The organism is Undibacterium hunanense (genome assembly GCF_014284335.1).
Classification (GTDB): Bacteria; Pseudomonadota; Gammaproteobacteria; order Burkholderiales; family Burkholderiaceae_D; genus Undibacterium; species Undibacterium hunanense.
Window position 1 is genome coordinate 150,704 of record NZ_JACOGF010000012.1, and the last position, 16,227, is coordinate 166,930.

At 48.7% G+C, this 16,227-nt stretch carries 19 protein-coding genes; 9 read left to right on the forward strand and 10 right to left on the reverse strand.

The genetic code is table 11. The features are described 5' to 3' along the window. Nucleotides 1–34: 34 nt before the first annotated feature. Nucleotides 35–952, reverse strand: coding sequence for a GNAT family N-acetyltransferase (locus tag H8L32_RS21080; protein WP_186949235.1), 918 nt, complete (start codon nt 950–952; stop codon nt 35–37). A gap of 414 nt (nt 953–1,366) precedes the next feature. Between H8L32_RS21080 and H8L32_RS21085 the strand changes: the two genes are divergently transcribed. From H8L32_RS21085 to H8L32_RS21095, 3 genes are all read left to right on the forward strand, one after another. Continuing rightward, nucleotides 1,367–2,104 (forward strand): DNA/RNA non-specific endonuclease, encoded by a 738-nt coding sequence (locus tag H8L32_RS21085; protein WP_186949236.1) that lies wholly within the window; start codon nt 1,367–1,369, stop codon nt 2,102–2,104. A 360-nt stretch (nt 2,105–2,464) separates the two neighbouring features. Then, nucleotides 2,465–3,688 (forward strand): Yip1 family protein, encoded by a 1,224-nt coding sequence (locus H8L32_RS21090; RefSeq protein ID WP_186949237.1) that lies wholly within the window; start codon nt 2,465–2,467, stop codon nt 3,686–3,688. A 345-nt stretch (nt 3,689–4,033) separates the two neighbouring features. Next, on the forward strand, nt 4,034–6,430 hold the full coding sequence (locus H8L32_RS21095; RefSeq protein WP_186949238.1) for a tetratricopeptide repeat protein: 2,397 nt from the start codon (nt 4,034–4,036) through the stop codon (nt 6,428–6,430). Nucleotides 6,431–6,482: 52 nt separating this feature from the next. On the opposite strand, the gene H8L32_RS21100 is transcribed toward H8L32_RS21095, so the two are convergent. From H8L32_RS21100 to H8L32_RS21115, 4 genes are all read right to left on the reverse strand, one after another. Next, nucleotides 6,483–6,923 carry a BON domain-containing protein gene (locus H8L32_RS21100; protein WP_186949239.1) on the reverse strand — a complete coding sequence of 147 codons (441 nt, stop codon included), beginning with the start codon at nt 6,921–6,923 and terminating at the stop codon, nt 6,483–6,485. 109 nt (nt 6,924–7,032) lie between these two features. Further along, complete coding sequence (locus tag H8L32_RS21105; protein ID WP_230412338.1) at nt 7,033–7,671, reverse strand: Crp/Fnr family transcriptional regulator; 639 nt, start codon at nt 7,669–7,671, stop codon at nt 7,033–7,035. Between the two features lie 549 nt (nt 7,672–8,220). Continuing rightward, entirely contained in the window at nt 8,221–8,532 is a 312-nt protein-coding gene (locus H8L32_RS21110) for a BON domain-containing protein (protein WP_186949240.1), read from the reverse strand. An 82-nt stretch (nt 8,533–8,614) separates the two neighbouring features. Further along, nucleotides 8,615–9,157: a hypothetical protein gene (locus H8L32_RS21115; protein WP_186949241.1), complete on the reverse strand. Its 543-nt coding sequence runs from the start codon at nt 9,155–9,157 to the stop codon at nt 8,615–8,617. A gap of 523 nt (nt 9,158–9,680) precedes the next feature. Here H8L32_RS21115 and H8L32_RS21120 point away from each other — a divergent pair. The 6 genes from H8L32_RS21120 to cls all read left to right on the forward strand — a co-directional run bounded on the left by H8L32_RS21120 (nt 9,681) and on the right by cls (nt 13,351). Further along, nucleotides 9,681–9,863: a CsbD family protein gene (locus H8L32_RS21120; RefSeq protein WP_186949242.1), complete on the forward strand. Its 183-nt coding sequence runs from the start codon at nt 9,681–9,683 to the stop codon at nt 9,861–9,863. A 51-nt stretch (nt 9,864–9,914) separates the two neighbouring features. Further along, on the forward strand, nt 9,915–10,442 hold the full coding sequence (locus tag H8L32_RS21125) for a hypothetical protein (protein ID WP_186949243.1): 528 nt from the start codon (nt 9,915–9,917) through the stop codon (nt 10,440–10,442). Between the two features lie 87 nt (nt 10,443–10,529). Next, entirely contained in the window at nt 10,530–10,826 is a 297-nt protein-coding gene (locus H8L32_RS21130) for a sll1863 family stress response protein (protein WP_186949244.1), read from the forward strand. A gap of 363 nt (nt 10,827–11,189) precedes the next feature. Then, complete coding sequence (locus tag H8L32_RS21135; protein ID WP_186949245.1) at nt 11,190–11,342, forward strand: DUF3309 family protein; 153 nt, start codon at nt 11,190–11,192, stop codon at nt 11,340–11,342. Between the two features lie 37 nt (nt 11,343–11,379). Next, entirely contained in the window at nt 11,380–11,712 is a 333-nt protein-coding gene (locus tag H8L32_RS21140; protein ID WP_186949246.1) for a hypothetical protein, read from the forward strand. Between the two features lie 241 nt (nt 11,713–11,953). Then, nucleotides 11,954–13,351, forward strand: coding sequence for a cardiolipin synthase (gene cls / locus H8L32_RS21145; protein WP_186949247.1), 1,398 nt, complete (start codon nt 11,954–11,956; stop codon nt 13,349–13,351). Nucleotides 13,352–13,518: 167 nt separating this feature from the next. Here the strand turns inward: cls and H8L32_RS21150 are convergent, their stop codons facing one another. The 5 genes from H8L32_RS21150 to H8L32_RS21170 form a co-directional block, all read right to left on the reverse strand. Next, on the reverse strand, nt 13,519–13,695 hold the full coding sequence (locus tag H8L32_RS21150) for a hypothetical protein (protein WP_186949268.1): 177 nt from the start codon (nt 13,693–13,695) through the stop codon (nt 13,519–13,521). Nucleotides 13,696–13,766: 71 nt separating this feature from the next. After that, nucleotides 13,767–14,342 carry a BON domain-containing protein gene (locus H8L32_RS21155; RefSeq protein WP_186949248.1) on the reverse strand — a complete coding sequence of 192 codons (576 nt, stop codon included), beginning with the start codon at nt 14,340–14,342 and terminating at the stop codon, nt 13,767–13,769. Between the two features lie 92 nt (nt 14,343–14,434). After that, nucleotides 14,435–15,364: an OmpA family protein gene (locus H8L32_RS21160; RefSeq protein ID WP_186949249.1), complete on the reverse strand. Its 930-nt coding sequence runs from the start codon at nt 15,362–15,364 to the stop codon at nt 14,435–14,437. A gap of 73 nt (nt 15,365–15,437) precedes the next feature. Next, the gene (locus H8L32_RS21165; protein WP_230412339.1) at nt 15,438–15,818 is read right to left on the reverse strand and encodes a DUF4398 domain-containing protein; all 381 of its coding nucleotides are present in this window, start codon (nt 15,816–15,818) and stop codon (nt 15,438–15,440) included. 41 nt (nt 15,819–15,859) lie between these two features. Then, nucleotides 15,860–16,093, reverse strand: a complete 234-nt coding sequence (locus tag H8L32_RS21170; protein WP_222619442.1) for a hypothetical protein — start codon at nt 16,091–16,093, stop codon at nt 15,860–15,862. Nucleotides 16,094–16,227: the final 134 nt, after the last annotated feature.

Consider the following 16,227-nt stretch of genomic DNA (forward strand, 5'->3'; position numbering starts at 1 on the left):
AGAATGTACGCAAATTGTCAGCGTTAATTCAGCACTAATTCAGCCGCTCGATGATGACGTATTCGTTATCTGTAGAACAGAAAAACGCAAACCCTCTGCGGGTCAGCATTTTCATCATTTTGGAATCAGGCTTGCAGGCAGCAAACAGGCGGCGGTTTTTGAAATGCATACAGAAAAAATCGGTCATGGCCGACCCTATGCCCAGACCCAGATAATCGTCTTTCACCACCATGGCATGCAATTCGCGCTCTGATCCATTCATGCTGTCCAGACCATACAGCATGAAAAAGCCGGCAACACGTCCATTGATCATGGATACCCAGAATTCGACGGAAACTTTTTGCTTACCGCCTATCCAGACATCCCGTATTGTCTGGCCCTCGACAATACCTTGCCTGAATGCCTTGGCAAGCGTCTTTTGCAGCACCGTATTTGACAATTCTTCCGACAGGCCGCCACTCCTGGCACCGCAGACCGCAACTTCCACGATTTCATCTGCATCCTCCGGCAAGGCGCGCCTGATACTGGCCTTGATGCGTTTTTGCCGGCGTAAATGACGCAGATGGGTTTCAAGGAAATCTGCATATTTGGATTGACGCTGGCTCATCCTCTGGATGAGGATTGCCAGTACAGCGATAGTAGTAAACAACAAAAAACTCTGAGCGACATCAAAAACCATCAAGGCAGAACTAACCGGGAAGGTCTGACTAAATACCTGTACCCGCGCCAGGCTGCACAAACTGACAAAGAAAATAGTCCACCGGCGTGACAATAAACTGGCACTCATCGCCACCGGGAAAATATAGAAGGGTGCAAAAAAAGTCAGTTGCCCGGTATATTCATCCAGCCAATAAATCAGGCTGACCGTAAGCAAAAGGCACAGCACTAACCAGCGTTTATCCAGAGTGATAACTTTGTTTTTTACGACCGTAAGGAAAAGCTGAGCTGACATGACACTTCTAAAAGAGGGTGAAGATTTGCCGCAAGAATAAGTACAAATTAAATATAAATAAGGCGCACGTGAACGCCGACATAACTTACATGGCAATCAATAACAATATGCCATGCTTCCTAAAAAAAAGACGTTTCAATTTGTTACCGTCAAAACAATACCACTTGCCAATAAGGCATTTGTTTTCATATCAAAAATATGAATTGCCTGGCTTGAGGAAAATGCCGTGTAGAATGCGACCCCTTTTGCATTACTAAGGTCTTCATCTGCTTTATACCCAGCATCACGCCTGTTGCATCAACAGCATCACTCCTCCGTCCCTCCATTTGTTTCACCTCATGCACTAAAGCCGTCATGACACGCGCCTGACGGCGACATTGCTTTGTCTTTTTTCCTTACACTTTTTATTTAGCCATGCTCAAACAAGTCATTGTTGGTCTTGCTGTATCCCTTATTGGTATTCATGCTTCTGCAGCACCGGAATTTTCTGAATGCCGTCAATTTTTTGCCCAGGGGCAAATCCCCGACCTGCCACGCCAGTCAGAATGGCGCACCCGTGCACTGTGCTTTTCTTCATTCGCCGTGCTGCACTCTGGCAAAAGCCGCACGCCCGTCTACGTCGCTGAAAAATTGAATCGCCAGACCATCAAGCTGGCCAAAGACAATGAAAGGACCAATCATTTCTTTGCCGATGCCCGCCTGCCGCGCGCGGACCGCGCAGAACTGGACGATTACAAAGGTTCGGGCTTTGATCGAGGCCACATGGCACCTGCCGGAGATATGGCTGGCACAGAAGCCATGGCGCAGAGTTTTTCGCTGGCCAATATGGTGCCGCAGGCACCACTGAATAATCGCAAGACCTGGGCTTCCATAGAAAAGGGAACGCGCCAGTACATTTCGCGTGCGCAGGGCGATGTATACGTCATCACTGGCCCGGTTTATGATGCCCGCCCGGCCACAGTAGGGCCGAACAAGGTGTGGGTACCCAAATACCTGTTCAAACTGGTCTATGACCCCAGTGCAGGACGTGCCTGGGCCCACTGGATAGAAAATTCAGACACCGCCCGTGCCAGCAAACCCATCAGCTATCAGGAACTGGTGAACAAAACCGGCATACGATTTTTCCCTCGCCTGGGACAGATCGATATCTGAACCATACGCAGACAATGCGCAGACAATATGCAGACAATACGCAAGACAAATCAAGGTAAATTCACTCTTGAAACTGCTGAAGGGCAATCAATAAACATTGCCAATTTGGCATAATTCATGATTTATTGCTGGTATTTCACGCCAAAATATAGGCAACTGCCACAAACAACTCTGGTTTAATGACTAACTTGCAAAATTCTGTAATAAAATTTGCCAGTTAGTCAAAAGCTAAGTAGCATCCTTTTCGCTTTATTGTTTTCCGTTACAAGTATCAGTGCGTACAGACATATCTTTTAGGCAAACCGCAAAAGATATGTCCGCACGCCATAGCGCCTTACCCTACTTATCGAAGGAAAATCCATGAATCTGATTGAACGTGCGAAAAACATCACGCTGACACCACAAACAGAATGGCCAGTCATTGCGGAAGAAAGCACCACTACGGCGAGTCTCTACCAGCACTATATTGCGCCACTGTCTGCCATCCCGGTACTTGCCAGCTTCATTGGCATGACTCTCATAGGCATTAGCCTCCCCCTTGTCGGTACAATACGCACGCCCATCCTGCTCGGCGTCACGACGCTGGTGCTGAGTTTTGTGCTGGGTTTGGTCGCTATTTACCTGATTTCTCTCATTATCAACGCACTGGCACCAAATTTTGGTGGTGAAAAAAATCCCATGCAGGCGTTGAAGGTCACTGCTTATGCATTTACACCGGCCTGGCTGGCGGGGATACTGAACATTATTCCCTCACTGGGCATGCTCGGCATAATCGCTGCGTTCTACAGCTTTTACGTCTTGTACCTGGGGCTGCCCGTGCTGATGAAGGCACCGAAAGAAAAAGCGGCGGCCTACACCGCTGTTTCGGTAATTTGCTCCATCGTCCTGATGGTGGTGATATCTACCGTAGTTGGTGCGGTAGGTGGTGCTTCGCTGTATGGTGCAGGTGCATTGCACTCGGCGCAATCCGAAGAGGCCAAAGGTGCTTTGGGTGAATTGGAGAAAATGGGTAAACAGATGGAAGATGCCAACAAAAAAATGGAGGCCGCAAAAAAATCTGGTGACCCGCAAGCTGAAGCAAAAGCAGCCGCCGAAGCCCTGGGTACCGTCATGGGTGCTGGCAGCCAGGCTGAAGTGGTGGACAAGGATAAGCTGAAAGCACTATTTCCTGACACCATCGGCGGCTTGAAGCGTAGCAGCCTGGAAGGTGAAAAATCAGCCATGGGCGAATTCAAGATTTCCAAAGCCGATGCGCGCTATACCGATGACAATAACCATCAGATCCAGGTAACGGTAACCGATACCGGCGGTAGCAAAATGTTCGGCGCCATGTTTGCCTGGGGCATGATGGAACAGGACAAGGAAACCGATGGCGGTTACGAAAAAATGGGTAAGGTCAATGGACGCCCTACGCATGAAAGATTTCAGAAAGACGGCTCGTCCGGTGAATACAGCTTGCTGGTAGCAGGCCGCTTCATAGTTGAAACCCATGGCCAGAATGTCGATATGGCAGCAATCAAGGCGGCGTCTGCCGCAGTCGGTTACGACAAGCTGGAAGCGATGAAGAACGATGGCGCAAAATAAGACCTGATCGCGTCTGTGGCGACACCGGCAGGTGTCGCCATGATCAGAATAACTCCTGACAGAGTCAGGAATGTCAGAATTATTCCCCCACCCCACCTCCCCTGTTACGACGACTGCGCCGATCTCATCGCAGGACATGAATCCGGATGCTAACCCAAGTCGCATCAATCCAGTTTCCAGCATCAATTCCGGCTGTGTCAGCTTTCCAGAAAGCAAAATAGCCGAGACGCAGGTTATACTGCGCGTCAAAGCCTGGGAAGCTGTATGTAAGGCGTCTGGATACGACATACAGCAACAAAACCCCAAAACTTCACTCAACTTTAATCTTGCATATAGACAAAGACGATGCTGAACAAGATCAAACAACTTTTTTCCGGCAAAAAAACTGCTTCTGAATCAGCACCATTGCCAACACAGACAGCTGTCAGCCAGCCTTCAACACTGCCAGAAAAAAACGCGTCCGAACAAAAAAAGCAAGGTGATATTTATCTTGCCGAAGGCAAGCTTGCAGCGGCCGAGGCCAGCTATCGTCAGGCGATTGCACTTGATCCTGGCCTGGCAAAGGCACATGGCAATCTTGGCTTTGTGATTAAAGAGCAAGGCCGTCTGGACGAAGCTGAACCGCATCTGCAAAAGGCACTGAGTCTGGACCCATCCATCTCTGACGCCCATTATTTCCTGGGCGGCCTGTATCAGGCACAAGGGAAAGCAGAACTGGCCAGAGCCAGCTATGAAAAGGTGATTGAACTGGCACCGGATTTTGAACTCGCCTACCGGGAATTATGTTTACTGTTATTCCAGACTGGCCAAGTGGAAGAAGCCAGACAGGTCATCATCAAGGCATTGGCAATCACCCCACAGTCTCTTGAGCTCCACTATTATCTGGGAAACATCGACTATGAAAGCAATCAGTTTGCTGCGGCCGCAGAAAATTTTAAAAATGCCCTGCACATACAACCAGACAATGCCGACATCCTGACCAATCTTGGCCATGCCCTGTTCAAGATGAATGATCTGGATCAGGCTATTGACACGCTGAGACAGGCCATCGCCCTCAATCCAGGTTTGCCGCATGCTTATCTGTGCCTGGGTACTGCGTTGCATAGCCAGGAAAAGTTTGCCGAAGCAATAGACAGCTTTGAACGCTCGATTTCGATACACCCTCAGAATATCGAAGCCCACGAAAACCTGGCACTGAGCTTCATCCCCCAAAATCAGCCAGAAAAAGCCATTGCCAGTTGGAGAAAGGTACTGGCAATGAATCCGGATCTGGCACATATACACAATAATATCGGTGCGGCCTCACATGAAATCGAGGAGTTCGATGCAGCATTGAAAAGCTGCCGGGAAGCCTTAAGAATCCAGCCAGATTTTGCTGACGCACTGTATAACCTTGGTAACGTCTTGCATAAACTGGGGCAACACAATGACGCTATCGCCAGCTATCGTCAGGCACTGGCTATAGCGCCAGATTCGCCGGACACACTCAATAATATGGCAAATGTTTGCAGGGATATTGGGCAACTCGACGAGGCGATCAGCTATTTTCGCCAGGCACTGGCAATCGACCCCGAACTGGCTACAGCCTATAGCAATCTGGGTAACGCCTTGCATGCCCACGGCCAACTCGACGAAGCCGTGGCTAATTGCCGCCGCGCACTAGCGCTCAAACCGGATATGGCGGAAGCCTACAACAACCTGGGCATGGCATTGAAAGACTGTGAACAACTGGATGAAGCGCAGAAAAGTTATCAACAGGCGCTGAAGTTCAATTCTGGCATGACCAATGCTGCATTCAATCTTGGCTTGTTGTTACTGGCCAAAGGCCATTATGCAGAAGCCTGGTCCTATCATGAATATCGCTACGATAATCGCACCCAGCAATCCAATACCATGAAACCGGATGTTCCATTTCCTCAATGGAAGGGCGAATCACTGCACGGCAAATCGCTGGTAATCTGGCCTGAGCAGGGTTTCGGTGATTACATCCAGTTTATCCGTTACGTCACATTGTTGAAACAAGCCGGCGCTGCCAAAATCAGCGTTTTCTGCAAGCTGCCACTGAAGGCATTACTGGAAACGGCTGAAGGCGTGGACCGCATCCTGACCGACGGTGATACCTTGCCTGCACATGATTACTGGTGTTTTGCACTCAGCCTGTCCTTTCATTTCAAGACCACACTGGAGACTATCCCTTCGACCTTCCCTTATCTGAAGGTCTTGCCTGAAAGGGCAGCGCAATGGCAAAGCCGTATACCGAATGCCGGTTTCAAGGTCGGCCTGGTATGGAAAGGCAGCGAAGGGCATAAAAATGACATGAACCGCTCATTGCCGGGTCTGGCAACGCTGGCCCCTCTGTGGCAGTTGTCGCATATCAGCTTTGTCAGTCTGCAAAAAGGCCAGGGAGAAACGGAAGCGCTGCAACCGGCAGCCAACCAGCCTATTCTGTCACTGGGCACGGATATCAAAGATTTTGCTGATACGGCAGCCATCGTCAATCAACTGGACCTGGTCATTTGTGTTGATACCGCTATTGCCCATATTGCCGGTGCACTTGGCAAACCATGCTGGGTATTGCTGCCCAGAATTGGTAGTGACTGGCGCTGGATGCGCCATCGTGAAGATACACCATGGTATCCGTCCATACGTCTGTTCAGACAAGCTGAACACGGTGACTGGAATGCCGTGATCAGCCGTGTTCATGACCAGTTGCAAGAGTTAATTGCCAGCAAAACCACATAGCCCTGACTGCTCAAAAAAATCAGCTCTGGAACCTCATTTAATGCGGTGCGTTTCAGGGCTGGATTGTTAACCGGCTGCGCAAGTCAAGCACACCGGTCAACCCGGCAACCTCCTGCATCAATGCATTGTGCTGGAATTCCCATTCCAGTTCACCGCTGACAGTCACGTTACCATTCTCGACAATGAAGCTGATCTTTTCTTCGTCCAGATAGTCCATACCCTGCATCAATTGCGTCAGTGCCAATCCAATATCTCTATCCGTTCTTACATCAGCGATCGGCAGATGTACTTCCACTTTCGTATGCAATGCAGTTATATCGAAAACGCGCATGACGGCCAACTCTGCACAGCGTTTTTCAGCAAAACTGGCCACCTTGCCACTGAGGGTAACCACGCCATCTTTCACCACAACTCCAAAATCGGCGGCAGTAATATTGGTTTCCCATGTCAGCCCGGAGAGGATATCCAGCTGTATTTCGTTATCCGATCTCATGCGTCAAACTCCGGGTTACGTCAAAAGGCAAGCTGAACTTATTTATTGCAGCCGTTGTTTGTTATATGATCATTGGTGTTGCTGGTAACAGCGCCTGTACAGGCCCCTGTCACCGCCGGCCTTGCGTAAAAGATTTGGAAGTGGCATGTCCGATAATGCGTTGAAAACAAGAGCAGGAGACCGCCTGTAAGCCGACTGCATCAAGCACACTGACCTTGCCACGGCTATATGAAATCAGTTCACGTTTTTGCAAAACACTGGCTGCCTTGGTCACGCCCACCCGTCGCACCCCCAATGCCAGCGCCAGGTATTCATGAGTGATAAAAAAATGATCTGACTGAAGCCGTTCACGCATGGTCAACAAGGACCTGGCCAGGCGCGCTTCCAGCAAATGAAAATGACTGCAAACCGCGATCTGGCTGGCTTCGGCATAGAGCATTTCGCCATAAGACAAACACATTTCCTGTACCGCCTTGCTATGTTCCCGCACCTGTCCAAATTCGGCTGCACTGATACAATCTGCGCTGCCTGACTGCTGAACGATCACCCGCAAGCCGGAATGCTGATGGTTTGCCAGCCCGGAATAACCCAACATCCCTTCCCGCCCCAACAAAGCAATTTCCAGCACCTGTTCTTCTTTGACCTCTGCCATCAAAGACAGCAGGCAATCATTCGGAAAATAAACGGTATCCATTTTGTCATCATTACGGTACAAGACTGTACCCACCACAAATGCATGTGTATGCATTTTTTTTGCCAATGCCTTTTGATCCGCTGCAGGCAACCTGGCCAACAAATGATTTTTAGAAGGCAATATCACAAGCGGCCCAATCTTTTTTTTTCTGGTTATTTTCCAGGAAAAAATGCTCTATCCAATGTACTGTAAAGCTACTCATTTTCAGCATGGAAAAACCAGATTTCAAATCGGTCATTATTCTGTCTCCATTTGCACACTATCTGTCAACGCATAACATGTTGGCCATCAACACTACGCTCATCTGACATCTGCATTTCATAGTTGCAAATAAAATGCCATCCAGAACAACATAAACCTTATCAGCAAAAGCGTATGTGCGTTATGCCACGTAGTTTGATGCAATTTCATACAACTTCAATTCATAACAGATTGAATGAATACGCGATCAAGTGCACTCAAGAACATCAAATAAGCGCAGTAAGCGAGATAAGCAAGATAAGTGAGCCAAGTAAATAAAAACAGAAAAGCAGCCATGTGGCTGCTTTTCTTTCTCAAACAAACTCGCTATTACCTATGGCATGGCGAGATATTTTTTAGAGCTTATTTCAGACGCATGTCGTTCTTGACGGCACGAACACCTTTGACATTGCGAGTAATGCTGACCGCTTTTTCGATGTTGGCACTAGAAGTGACGAAGCCGCTGAGCTGCACTGTACCCTTGAAGGTTTCGACATTGATTTCGGCCGATTTCAGAGTAGGTTCGTTCAGTATTTCAGCTTTGACTTTGGTGGTGATGACAGAGTCATCAATATATTCACCGGTGCCTTCACGTGTAGGAGTAGCAGCACAACCGGCGATAGCCAGCAAGGATGCAGAGAGTATCAATGTGATGATGCGTTGAGCGATTTTCATTTTTAGCTTTCAGGATGATTGAGGGGACTTTAAAAAACAACAAAGAATGAAAGACAGGGGCTACCTGCCCTTCAGATCAAAATTACTTACCGAATTTCGTTTTTGCTGCCACGACACAACTGTCTTTTCCTGGGCCAGCCAAGGCATCGCATTTTTCAATGGCAACCTTGTATTCGGCATTGCGTTTGTCGTCGTTGGCATCGACACGTGCTTCAACTACTTTTTTGTCTGCCTTGGCATTGGCAACGGCAGCAATCTTGTCTGCATTGGCTTGTTTGACGCAGACATCTTTGTCGTTGCCGGTCAGGCTGCCGCACTTGGTTTTTGCTACATCGTAATCGGCGTCAGCAATATCCTTGGCAGCGCTGGTGCGTGCAGCCAGCGTATTCTTGTATTCTGCCTTGGCATTTGATTCTGTATGTACGCGTGCAGCTTTGGCCTCTGCAATACATACATCCTTAGGATTGCCGGTAATAGCATCACACTTGGCTTTGGCGAGTTTGTATTCTGTCGCGGCAGTATCTTTTGCTGCTGTATAAGCGGCAGATTTTTCTGACGTAGCAGACCAGGCTGCACTGGAGAATGCTGCCGAACACACGATTAACATGGCTAATTTCTTGTTCATTTTTTTCCTCTTTAGAGTGAATATCCAGCGAACATCAATTACCGGATATGAATATCGCGTCGGAGAAGTCCGATACCAAATTGTGCTATGGGGCGTGGTTCACTTCTGTACGGTATCGAACATAAATTTATTTATTTCTAAAAATTTTTTAAAAACAATTTCTCAAACAGGATTTTCGCAACTTACGCAACATTGTCCTGGCAAGAAATCTGTGACGAAGACGGTAGCAGACGGTGCCTTCCAGTACGGTAAGGCACTCCAACGCAGAAGGATTCGTTTTACCCGGCTCCTGCCAACATTGTTTTGTACGGCAACGCACAGAACTGGCTATTGAAAAACAATAAGCTTGGTACAAGTGACGTGACATGTGAAAGACGAACAAACATTCTTTTCAGCCTGATTGCATAGCGCGTAAAGAAACCGGTTTAACTGTCTTACTACATGCTGCAGCACTATTTTTTCAACAGCTGCCATTCATTTCTCGCAGAGAATACGCAGCAGCATCTCAACCAGGGAAAATCTCATGAACAAAGATCAAATCAAGGGCGTAGCCAAAGACATCGCCGGTAAAGTGCAAGAAAACACCGGTAAATTGATAGGCAGCAAAGAACAGGAAATAAAAGGCCAATTGAAGCAGGTCGAAGGAAAAATTGAAAAAACTTCAGGTGATGCGCAAGAAGCCATCAAAGATATCGTCAAAAAATAAGTTGCAGAACAGAGGGACGCCAGGCTGGCGCCCTCCAACGGAGGAATGATCATGACCACAAGCATTGAAACCCTGCAATCTAGCGATCACAGGTCTGATGATTTGATGAAGTTATATCCGCAGCACAATCGCCCTTCCACCAGACGCGGTGATATCAAGAAAAATGGAGCAATGAGAGCGAAAACAGGCAAGAACCATCCATCTGCCGCCTGGGCATTGGAAAGTGAACTGGTATCGAATATGTCGACCGGCAGTTCCATGGGCATGGCAGTGGGTGGCACTCTGGGCATGATCAATGCGACGCTGGCTGTATTGATATCACCTTTTGTCATACCCGGAATCAATCTGCTCATCACACAACCAATAGAAGCCGCTGTCACAGGCGCGGTATTCGGAGTCATTTTGGGTGGCTTGATAGGTGCATTGCTGGGTTGGGGCATTTCCGACGTCCGCTTACAACAATTTGAGCGCGATCTGGAAACAAAAAACAGTCATTCACCGCAATCCACTAGCAGCACAAATGACGAATATCGTGCATTGGCGTGGAAGACGCAGCACGATGAATATGCACGTATGTAAAACCACGCAAGACCAGATGTATAAGTAAGCCAGTCTAGTCTCAAGAAAGATCAAGAAAGACTGAAATCAACAGGAAGGTGAACCATCATGAAAGCCAAACGAGAAGCCTACATAGCCAGCATCAAAACCCAGCTTGACGAATTGAATGTCAGCTTGGCAGAGATAGAAACCAAAGTCGCGAATACCAAGGCAGCAGCGCAGGCGCACTATGCAGAAGAAATGATAAAACTGCGCAGGCAATCGCAGCAGGTTCAAGACAAATTGGCCGAAATCAAGGTCGCTAGCGAAGAAACCTGGGAAGACATGATCAACAGCACCGAAAAAATCAGGGATGCGTTTGTGAATTCATTTCATTACTTCAAAGAGCAATTGAAGGACAAGTAATTAACGGGCAGGACAAACACAGCGCAGCTTTTCAGTATGACTAGAACTCATTTCATAAATAGGGGTGAGATGCGTTTGTCTCATAACGTGGGCTGGCAAGGCGGACGAGGCAGTCAATAGCGGGTCTATTGACAACGAGTCCAACGCAGTCCAGCACGCGTTATGAGGCAAACCCTTCGGGAGCTGGCGATTCGGGCGCATTGCAGCGTTGTGCCGCTTGCTAAGGAACCAGCCTTAGCTACGCGTCACGCCTTGCACTGCATCCCGAATCGCCTTGCTCGCACTCATCCCTATTTATGAAATGAGTTCTAATGCAGTTTTTAATTTTATTGATCGCTATTTGTGGTCAATAGGGAGACCTTGATGAGCACTATTCTTCTTGTCGTATTGATACTGGTACTGATCGGCCTGTTTCCTGCCTGGCCACATAGCAGATCCTGGGGTTACGGTCCCAGCGGTGCCACCAGCCTTATCGTCATCGTGCTGATCGTCCTGCTGCTGACGGGCAGGATATAACTTGATGCTTTAATTATTTTCACATAACGGAGCTAGTATGAAAACGAATACAAAAATCAATGCACTGCGTGTACTGACCTTGATGGCACTGCTCAGTACTGCAATACTGGTCAGCTCGGCACACGCTGCCGAACCGAATGATGCTGTGACGCAGCAAGGCGATCCGGCGCGCTGGTATCAGGAAGAAATGACACCCATGGCCTATTTCAAGACACTGAAAAAAGAAGCCGAAGCCGTGTATCAGGAATCTTCGATCGCCTGCAAGCAAATGGGGAAAAAGGATGCAGGCCCATGTCTGCGCGCTGCCAAAGAAACCTTGCAGCAGGATATGGCCGCAGCGTATAGCAAATCCGGTATCAGGGCACGGTGATAGCTGCATCTGTCAGGTCTCACTGTGCAAGCTTCTTGACATACGCAATGGTAAGGGTGGAAACTTATTTCTGCACTGAATGATGCGTGAGAGCAGAATGCGTTTCGCATATATAAAAATGTACCTAGTACACAGCAGCGCAATCCACCGCAGACATGTTTGACTCGTGTTTGACTCGTATTTGAGTATATACAGGCGCCACAGGTACAGGTGCCTGTTTCTTTGATGAAGGGAAAACGGCATGGTGCGTCAAACTAAGGCTATCCGCCTGGCTGTGCCACTGACAGCGGTGCTGTTGTTGAATGCCTGCGCTACGTTGCCAGAAATTAACTACCTGGATGCTTCTGCTGTTGATTCTGCTGGCAGTAATAAGACGGCCCCTACAGTAAAAAATGCAAAAGGCATATTAAGCGACAAGAAAACCGTTGCCCTGATGCGCCAGCGCTGGAAGAATTTCAGCCCGGATCAGGCGGCCCAGGCCGTGCTGGAAGAATCAGTCACCGGCAGTCCCCTGATATCAGGCAACCAGGTCACGCTGCTGTTCGATGGCCCGCAAACCATGGCTGCCATGATGGACGCCATCAAAAAGGCAAAAAGCCATATTCATCTGGAAACCTATATTTTTGACCAGGATGAACTGGGAACCGCATTTTCTGACCTGCTGATAGCGCAGCAACAAGCCGGCATACAGGTCAGCATCATCTATGACAGCGTGGGTACGATAGGCACACCACAAAGCTTCTTCGATAAAATGCAGGCTGCAGGTATACAAATGCTGGCGTTTAATCCCGTCAATCCCACCAAATTAAACGGCCCCTGGAGACCGAACCGGCGTGATCACCGGAAGATACTGATTGTCGATGGTGAAGTCGCGTTCACAGGTGGTGTCAATATCAGCGCCAGTTATGCCAATAGTTCCCTGTTTCGTTCAAAGAATAAAGACCAGGCTGCAGTAGGATGGCGTGATACCCATATCAAGATAGAAGGCCCGGCAGTGGCTGCAATACAGTGGGTATTCCTGGATACCTGGACCAATGCCGGTGATGCACCTTTGCCCGAGAAATCCTATTTTCCCCCCTTACAAAATCGCGGCAACAAGATGGTCAGGGTGCTGGCCAGCGAACCGGAGGGCAACCCGGCAATTTATAAAGCATATATGCTGGCCATACAGGAAGCCAGCACGTCGATTCATATTACTTCAGCCTACTTCGTTCCCGATGCTCAGATCCTGAAGGCATTGATCGCTGCCGCAAAACGCGGTGTGGATGTCAAAATCATTATGCCCGGCGTCACTGATAGCGGCCTGGTCTTCCATGCGGGACAATCCTTTTATACAGAGATGCTGGAAGCAGGAATCAAGATCTATGAATTACAGATTGCCGTCCTGCATGCAAAAACTGCTGTCATTGATCAGGTCTGGTCAACGGTCGGTTCAACCAATATCGATACCCGCAGCTTTTTGCACAACAAGGAAATCAATGTCGTTGTCATCGATACAGAATTTGCACTGTCGATGGAAAATGCATTTAATGAAGACTTGCGACTGTCGCGTGAAATACAGATGGAGCAATGGCAGCAACGACCAGTGACTACCAAATTGAAGGAGTGGCTGGCAAGACGCTTTGAGTATTGGCTATAGTATTGTGACTGTATTGCCGACTGTATTGCCGGCTGCAATACAGGCTGAACTACTGATGGTGCTTAAACCTGCAGTTGAAAACTTGTTCCCCCATGCCAGCAAGGTCGACTGCATAAGCCAGGTCAGATGGCACACCACCATGCTCAAGGTAAAGCAGGCGGGTGACATCAGGTTTTTTTGGACGGTGGCGTAATCGAGACAGCAACCGGATCACTGGCAGGAAAGCTTTCATCCAGGGCTTCATCGAGGGCATTCTCTTTCTTTTCTTTATGCTGCGGATTCGGGACTGGTGGCGACTCGATTTTCTTTTCCTGTTCCGGCGTCATAGCATTCTGCTTATTCATTTTTGATCCTGTTCATGTGGGCTATCAATCTATCTGGCGTTGCCCGGCCATGTTGCGCCGGGCAGCCATTCTTATTTCTTGATCGCCAGATTATTGACAACACTGGTCACACCTGACACGCCTTTGGCAATACCCAAAGCACGCTGGGACTGGGTATCACTGTCAACAAAGCCACTGAGCTGTACCTCGCCCTTACGGGTGACGACAGATACATCCAGGCTTTTCATCTGGGCATCACCCAACAATGCAGCTTTAACGCCGGCAGTAATGACGCTGTCATCGATCTTGTTGCCGACGGTCTGTACACCTTCTTTCAGACTCATTTTGTTGTCGACTTTTTTAACGCCTTCGACCGTCATTGCCACAACCATGCTGCGATCGATCTGGGCCTGATTATCTGCAAACCCGCTCAGCAGTACTTCGCCTTTACGGGTTTCTATTTTCACGTCCATACTTTTCACTGTGTCATCCGCCATCAAGGCAGTTTTGACCTTGGTAGTAATCACGGAGTCGTCAATTTCAACACCTATGGTAGTTGCAGCGTTGGGTCCATTGGTATCTGCACCTTTATTACACGCCATCAGCGTCATTAACAGGCTGATAGAAATAGCGGGCAGGATGTATTTGGTTTGGCGAAAATTAGTCATCATTCCTCCTTGTAAACTATGACGAAATTAAGGCCTTGTTGCAGTTGCATACCGGAAATGCAACAAGGCGCGGGATTGTTAGAGCGGAATTGTTAGCGTGGAATTGTCTTGCCGCTGGCGTCCGAGAGGACAATTTCAACGCGGCGATTCAACTGACGATTTTGTGCAGTGTCATTTTCTGCTGCAGGATAAGACTCGCCATAACCACGTATGGCAACACGGTCGCGTGACACGCCCATCAATACGAGTGCACTGCGCACGGCAGCGGCGCGTCGTTCTGACAGATCCTGGTTATGTGCCTTGGAGCCGGTGTTGTCGGTATAACCTTCTACCAGCACTGTTCTTTGCATATTGCTTTGCAAGACATCGGCCAGTTTTTGTGTAGTACGCATGCCGTCCGGCGTCAATTTCGCCTGATCAATACCAAACAGCACGTCACCCAGGGTGATGATGATGCCGCGCTCGGTAGTCTTCGCCTTCAACTCTGCCAACTGGGCTTCCAGCGCTGCATTGCGGTTTTGTATCTCATTGGCTTTGGCCTGTTCATCCATGATGCGTTTTTGTGCATCGCTTGCTTCGGCCTGGGCGATTTGTGCTGCCAACCTGGCTTGCTCGGCCTGCGCTTTTGCCTGATCTGCCTGAAGTTTTGCCTGGTTGGCTTCACTGGTTCGCTGATCCAGACGTATCTGGTCACGTGTCTGCGCTGCCGCGGCGGCGCTGGCTTCTGCCATTTTTTGTTTGGTCAGTTCCTGTGCCAAGCCTATCTTCTGTTTTGCCAGGTAAGCCAGACGATCGATTTTTTCTGAGTTTTCATCGTTCTTTGCGGCAGTATTAGCGTCATTCATCGCAACAGTTGCCTGGCTCATTTCCAAAGGCGCCAGGGTGCTTACATTCGGATTGTTTTGCGCTGCCTGATACTCCATACGAGTCTGTTCCAGCAAGCTGGTAGTTTTTGGCATACTGCTGCAGGCAGCGAGTACAAGAGTGGTCAGCAGTGCTGCTGGTAAGAATATTTTCTTCATGATGGTTTCCCGAGTAATTGGTAATAAAGACTGCGATAGTGGTTTTGCGTAATCAGACTGTTCGCCAAACTGCTTATTGCTTATTGCTATTGGCGCGATTCAGCTCTTCCCGCAAGATACGGATATCGTCCTGCAAGGCATTGGCTGCCTTTTCGGCCTTGGCAGAATTTGCCTTGCCTTGTGCCAGCTTGGCATCAGCCTGTGCCTGCGTGGCGAGATCGCTCGCCAGTTTGTAGTCTTTATCCTGCATGGCCTTGTTTGCCAGCGCCAGTTTTTCACGTGCGGAACTCATCTCGGCAGGTGCAAATTCAGCACCCCCAGCCACGGCGGCGTTGTCCACCGCTTCTTTTGAAACTGCTACCTCTGCAGTAGCAGGTGTCTTCATGCTGCTGCAACCCAGCAATACGGTCATCGCGAATGCACTAGCTATGCAGTATTTGAAATTTTTATTCATCATTTTCTCCATTAAATATCGGCTTAACTACAACGTAACAATCAGATGTTCTGTGCTTGTAGGTTATCGTTATAGGCCTGCTCCATGCTGCGGTCTGTGCGCTGACGCACATTCCTGAACGGCGTCATCCATGCCATGCAATGTTCGGTAGCGCACTGATATAAACGGGCACCACCTATAGCATCCGGATGACGCACATACACGGCATGAGCGGCTTCGATTCGCTCTCTTATCCAGGCTGTCTGCAATATCAAACAAGCAGGAAGACCAGGCATATCGCATACAAGACTGACTTCGTTTGCATAGCTGAATTTTCTGCACAACAGAAAGAAGTGAGCGCCTTGAAATCAGCAAAAACAATGCTTTCCGCCAGCCTGCACTATTTGAAAAACAGCTGGAAAAATGGACA

Coding starts and splice junctions, on each gene's coding strand:
- H8L32_RS21080 (WP_186949235.1), bottom strand. CDS start 952: ATGTCAGCTCAGCTTTTCCTTACGGTCGTAAAAAACAAAGTTATCACT.
- H8L32_RS21085 (WP_186949236.1), top strand. CDS start 1,367: ATGCTCAAACAAGTCATTGTTGGTCTTGCTGTATCCCTTATTGGTATT.
- H8L32_RS21090 (WP_186949237.1), top strand. CDS start 2,465: ATGAATCTGATTGAACGTGCGAAAAACATCACGCTGACACCACAAACA.
- H8L32_RS21095 (WP_186949238.1), top strand. CDS start 4,034: ATGCTGAACAAGATCAAACAACTTTTTTCCGGCAAAAAAACTGCTTCT.
- H8L32_RS21100 (WP_186949239.1), bottom strand. CDS start 6,923: ATGAGATCGGATAACGAAATACAGCTGGATATCCTCTCCGGGCTGACA.
- H8L32_RS21105 (WP_230412338.1), bottom strand. CDS start 7,671: ATGCATACACATGCATTTGTGGTGGGTACAGTCTTGTACCGTAATGAT.
- H8L32_RS21110 (WP_186949240.1), bottom strand. CDS start 8,532: ATGAAAATCGCTCAACGCATCATCACATTGATACTCTCTGCATCCTTG.
- H8L32_RS21115 (WP_186949241.1), bottom strand. CDS start 9,157: ATGAACAAGAAATTAGCCATGTTAATCGTGTGTTCGGCAGCATTCTCC.
- H8L32_RS21120 (WP_186949242.1), top strand. CDS start 9,681: ATGAACAAAGATCAAATCAAGGGCGTAGCCAAAGACATCGCCGGTAAA.
- H8L32_RS21125 (WP_186949243.1), top strand. CDS start 9,915: ATGACCACAAGCATTGAAACCCTGCAATCTAGCGATCACAGGTCTGAT.
- H8L32_RS21130 (WP_186949244.1), top strand. CDS start 10,530: ATGAAAGCCAAACGAGAAGCCTACATAGCCAGCATCAAAACCCAGCTT.
- H8L32_RS21135 (WP_186949245.1), top strand. CDS start 11,190: ATGAGCACTATTCTTCTTGTCGTATTGATACTGGTACTGATCGGCCTG.
- H8L32_RS21140 (WP_186949246.1), top strand. CDS start 11,380: ATGAAAACGAATACAAAAATCAATGCACTGCGTGTACTGACCTTGATG.
- cls (WP_186949247.1), top strand. CDS start 11,954: ATGGTGCGTCAAACTAAGGCTATCCGCCTGGCTGTGCCACTGACAGCG.
- H8L32_RS21150 (WP_186949268.1), bottom strand. CDS start 13,695: ATGAATAAGCAGAATGCTATGACGCCGGAACAGGAAAAGAAAATCGAG.
- H8L32_RS21155 (WP_186949248.1), bottom strand. CDS start 14,342: ATGACTAATTTTCGCCAAACCAAATACATCCTGCCCGCTATTTCTATC.
- H8L32_RS21160 (WP_186949249.1), bottom strand. CDS start 15,364: ATGAAGAAAATATTCTTACCAGCAGCACTGCTGACCACTCTTGTACTC.
- H8L32_RS21165 (WP_230412339.1), bottom strand. CDS start 15,818: ATGAATAAAAATTTCAAATACTGCATAGCTAGTGCATTCGCGATGACC.
- H8L32_RS21170 (WP_222619442.1), bottom strand. CDS start 16,093: ATGCCTGGTCTTCCTGCTTGTTTGATATTGCAGACAGCCTGGATAAGA.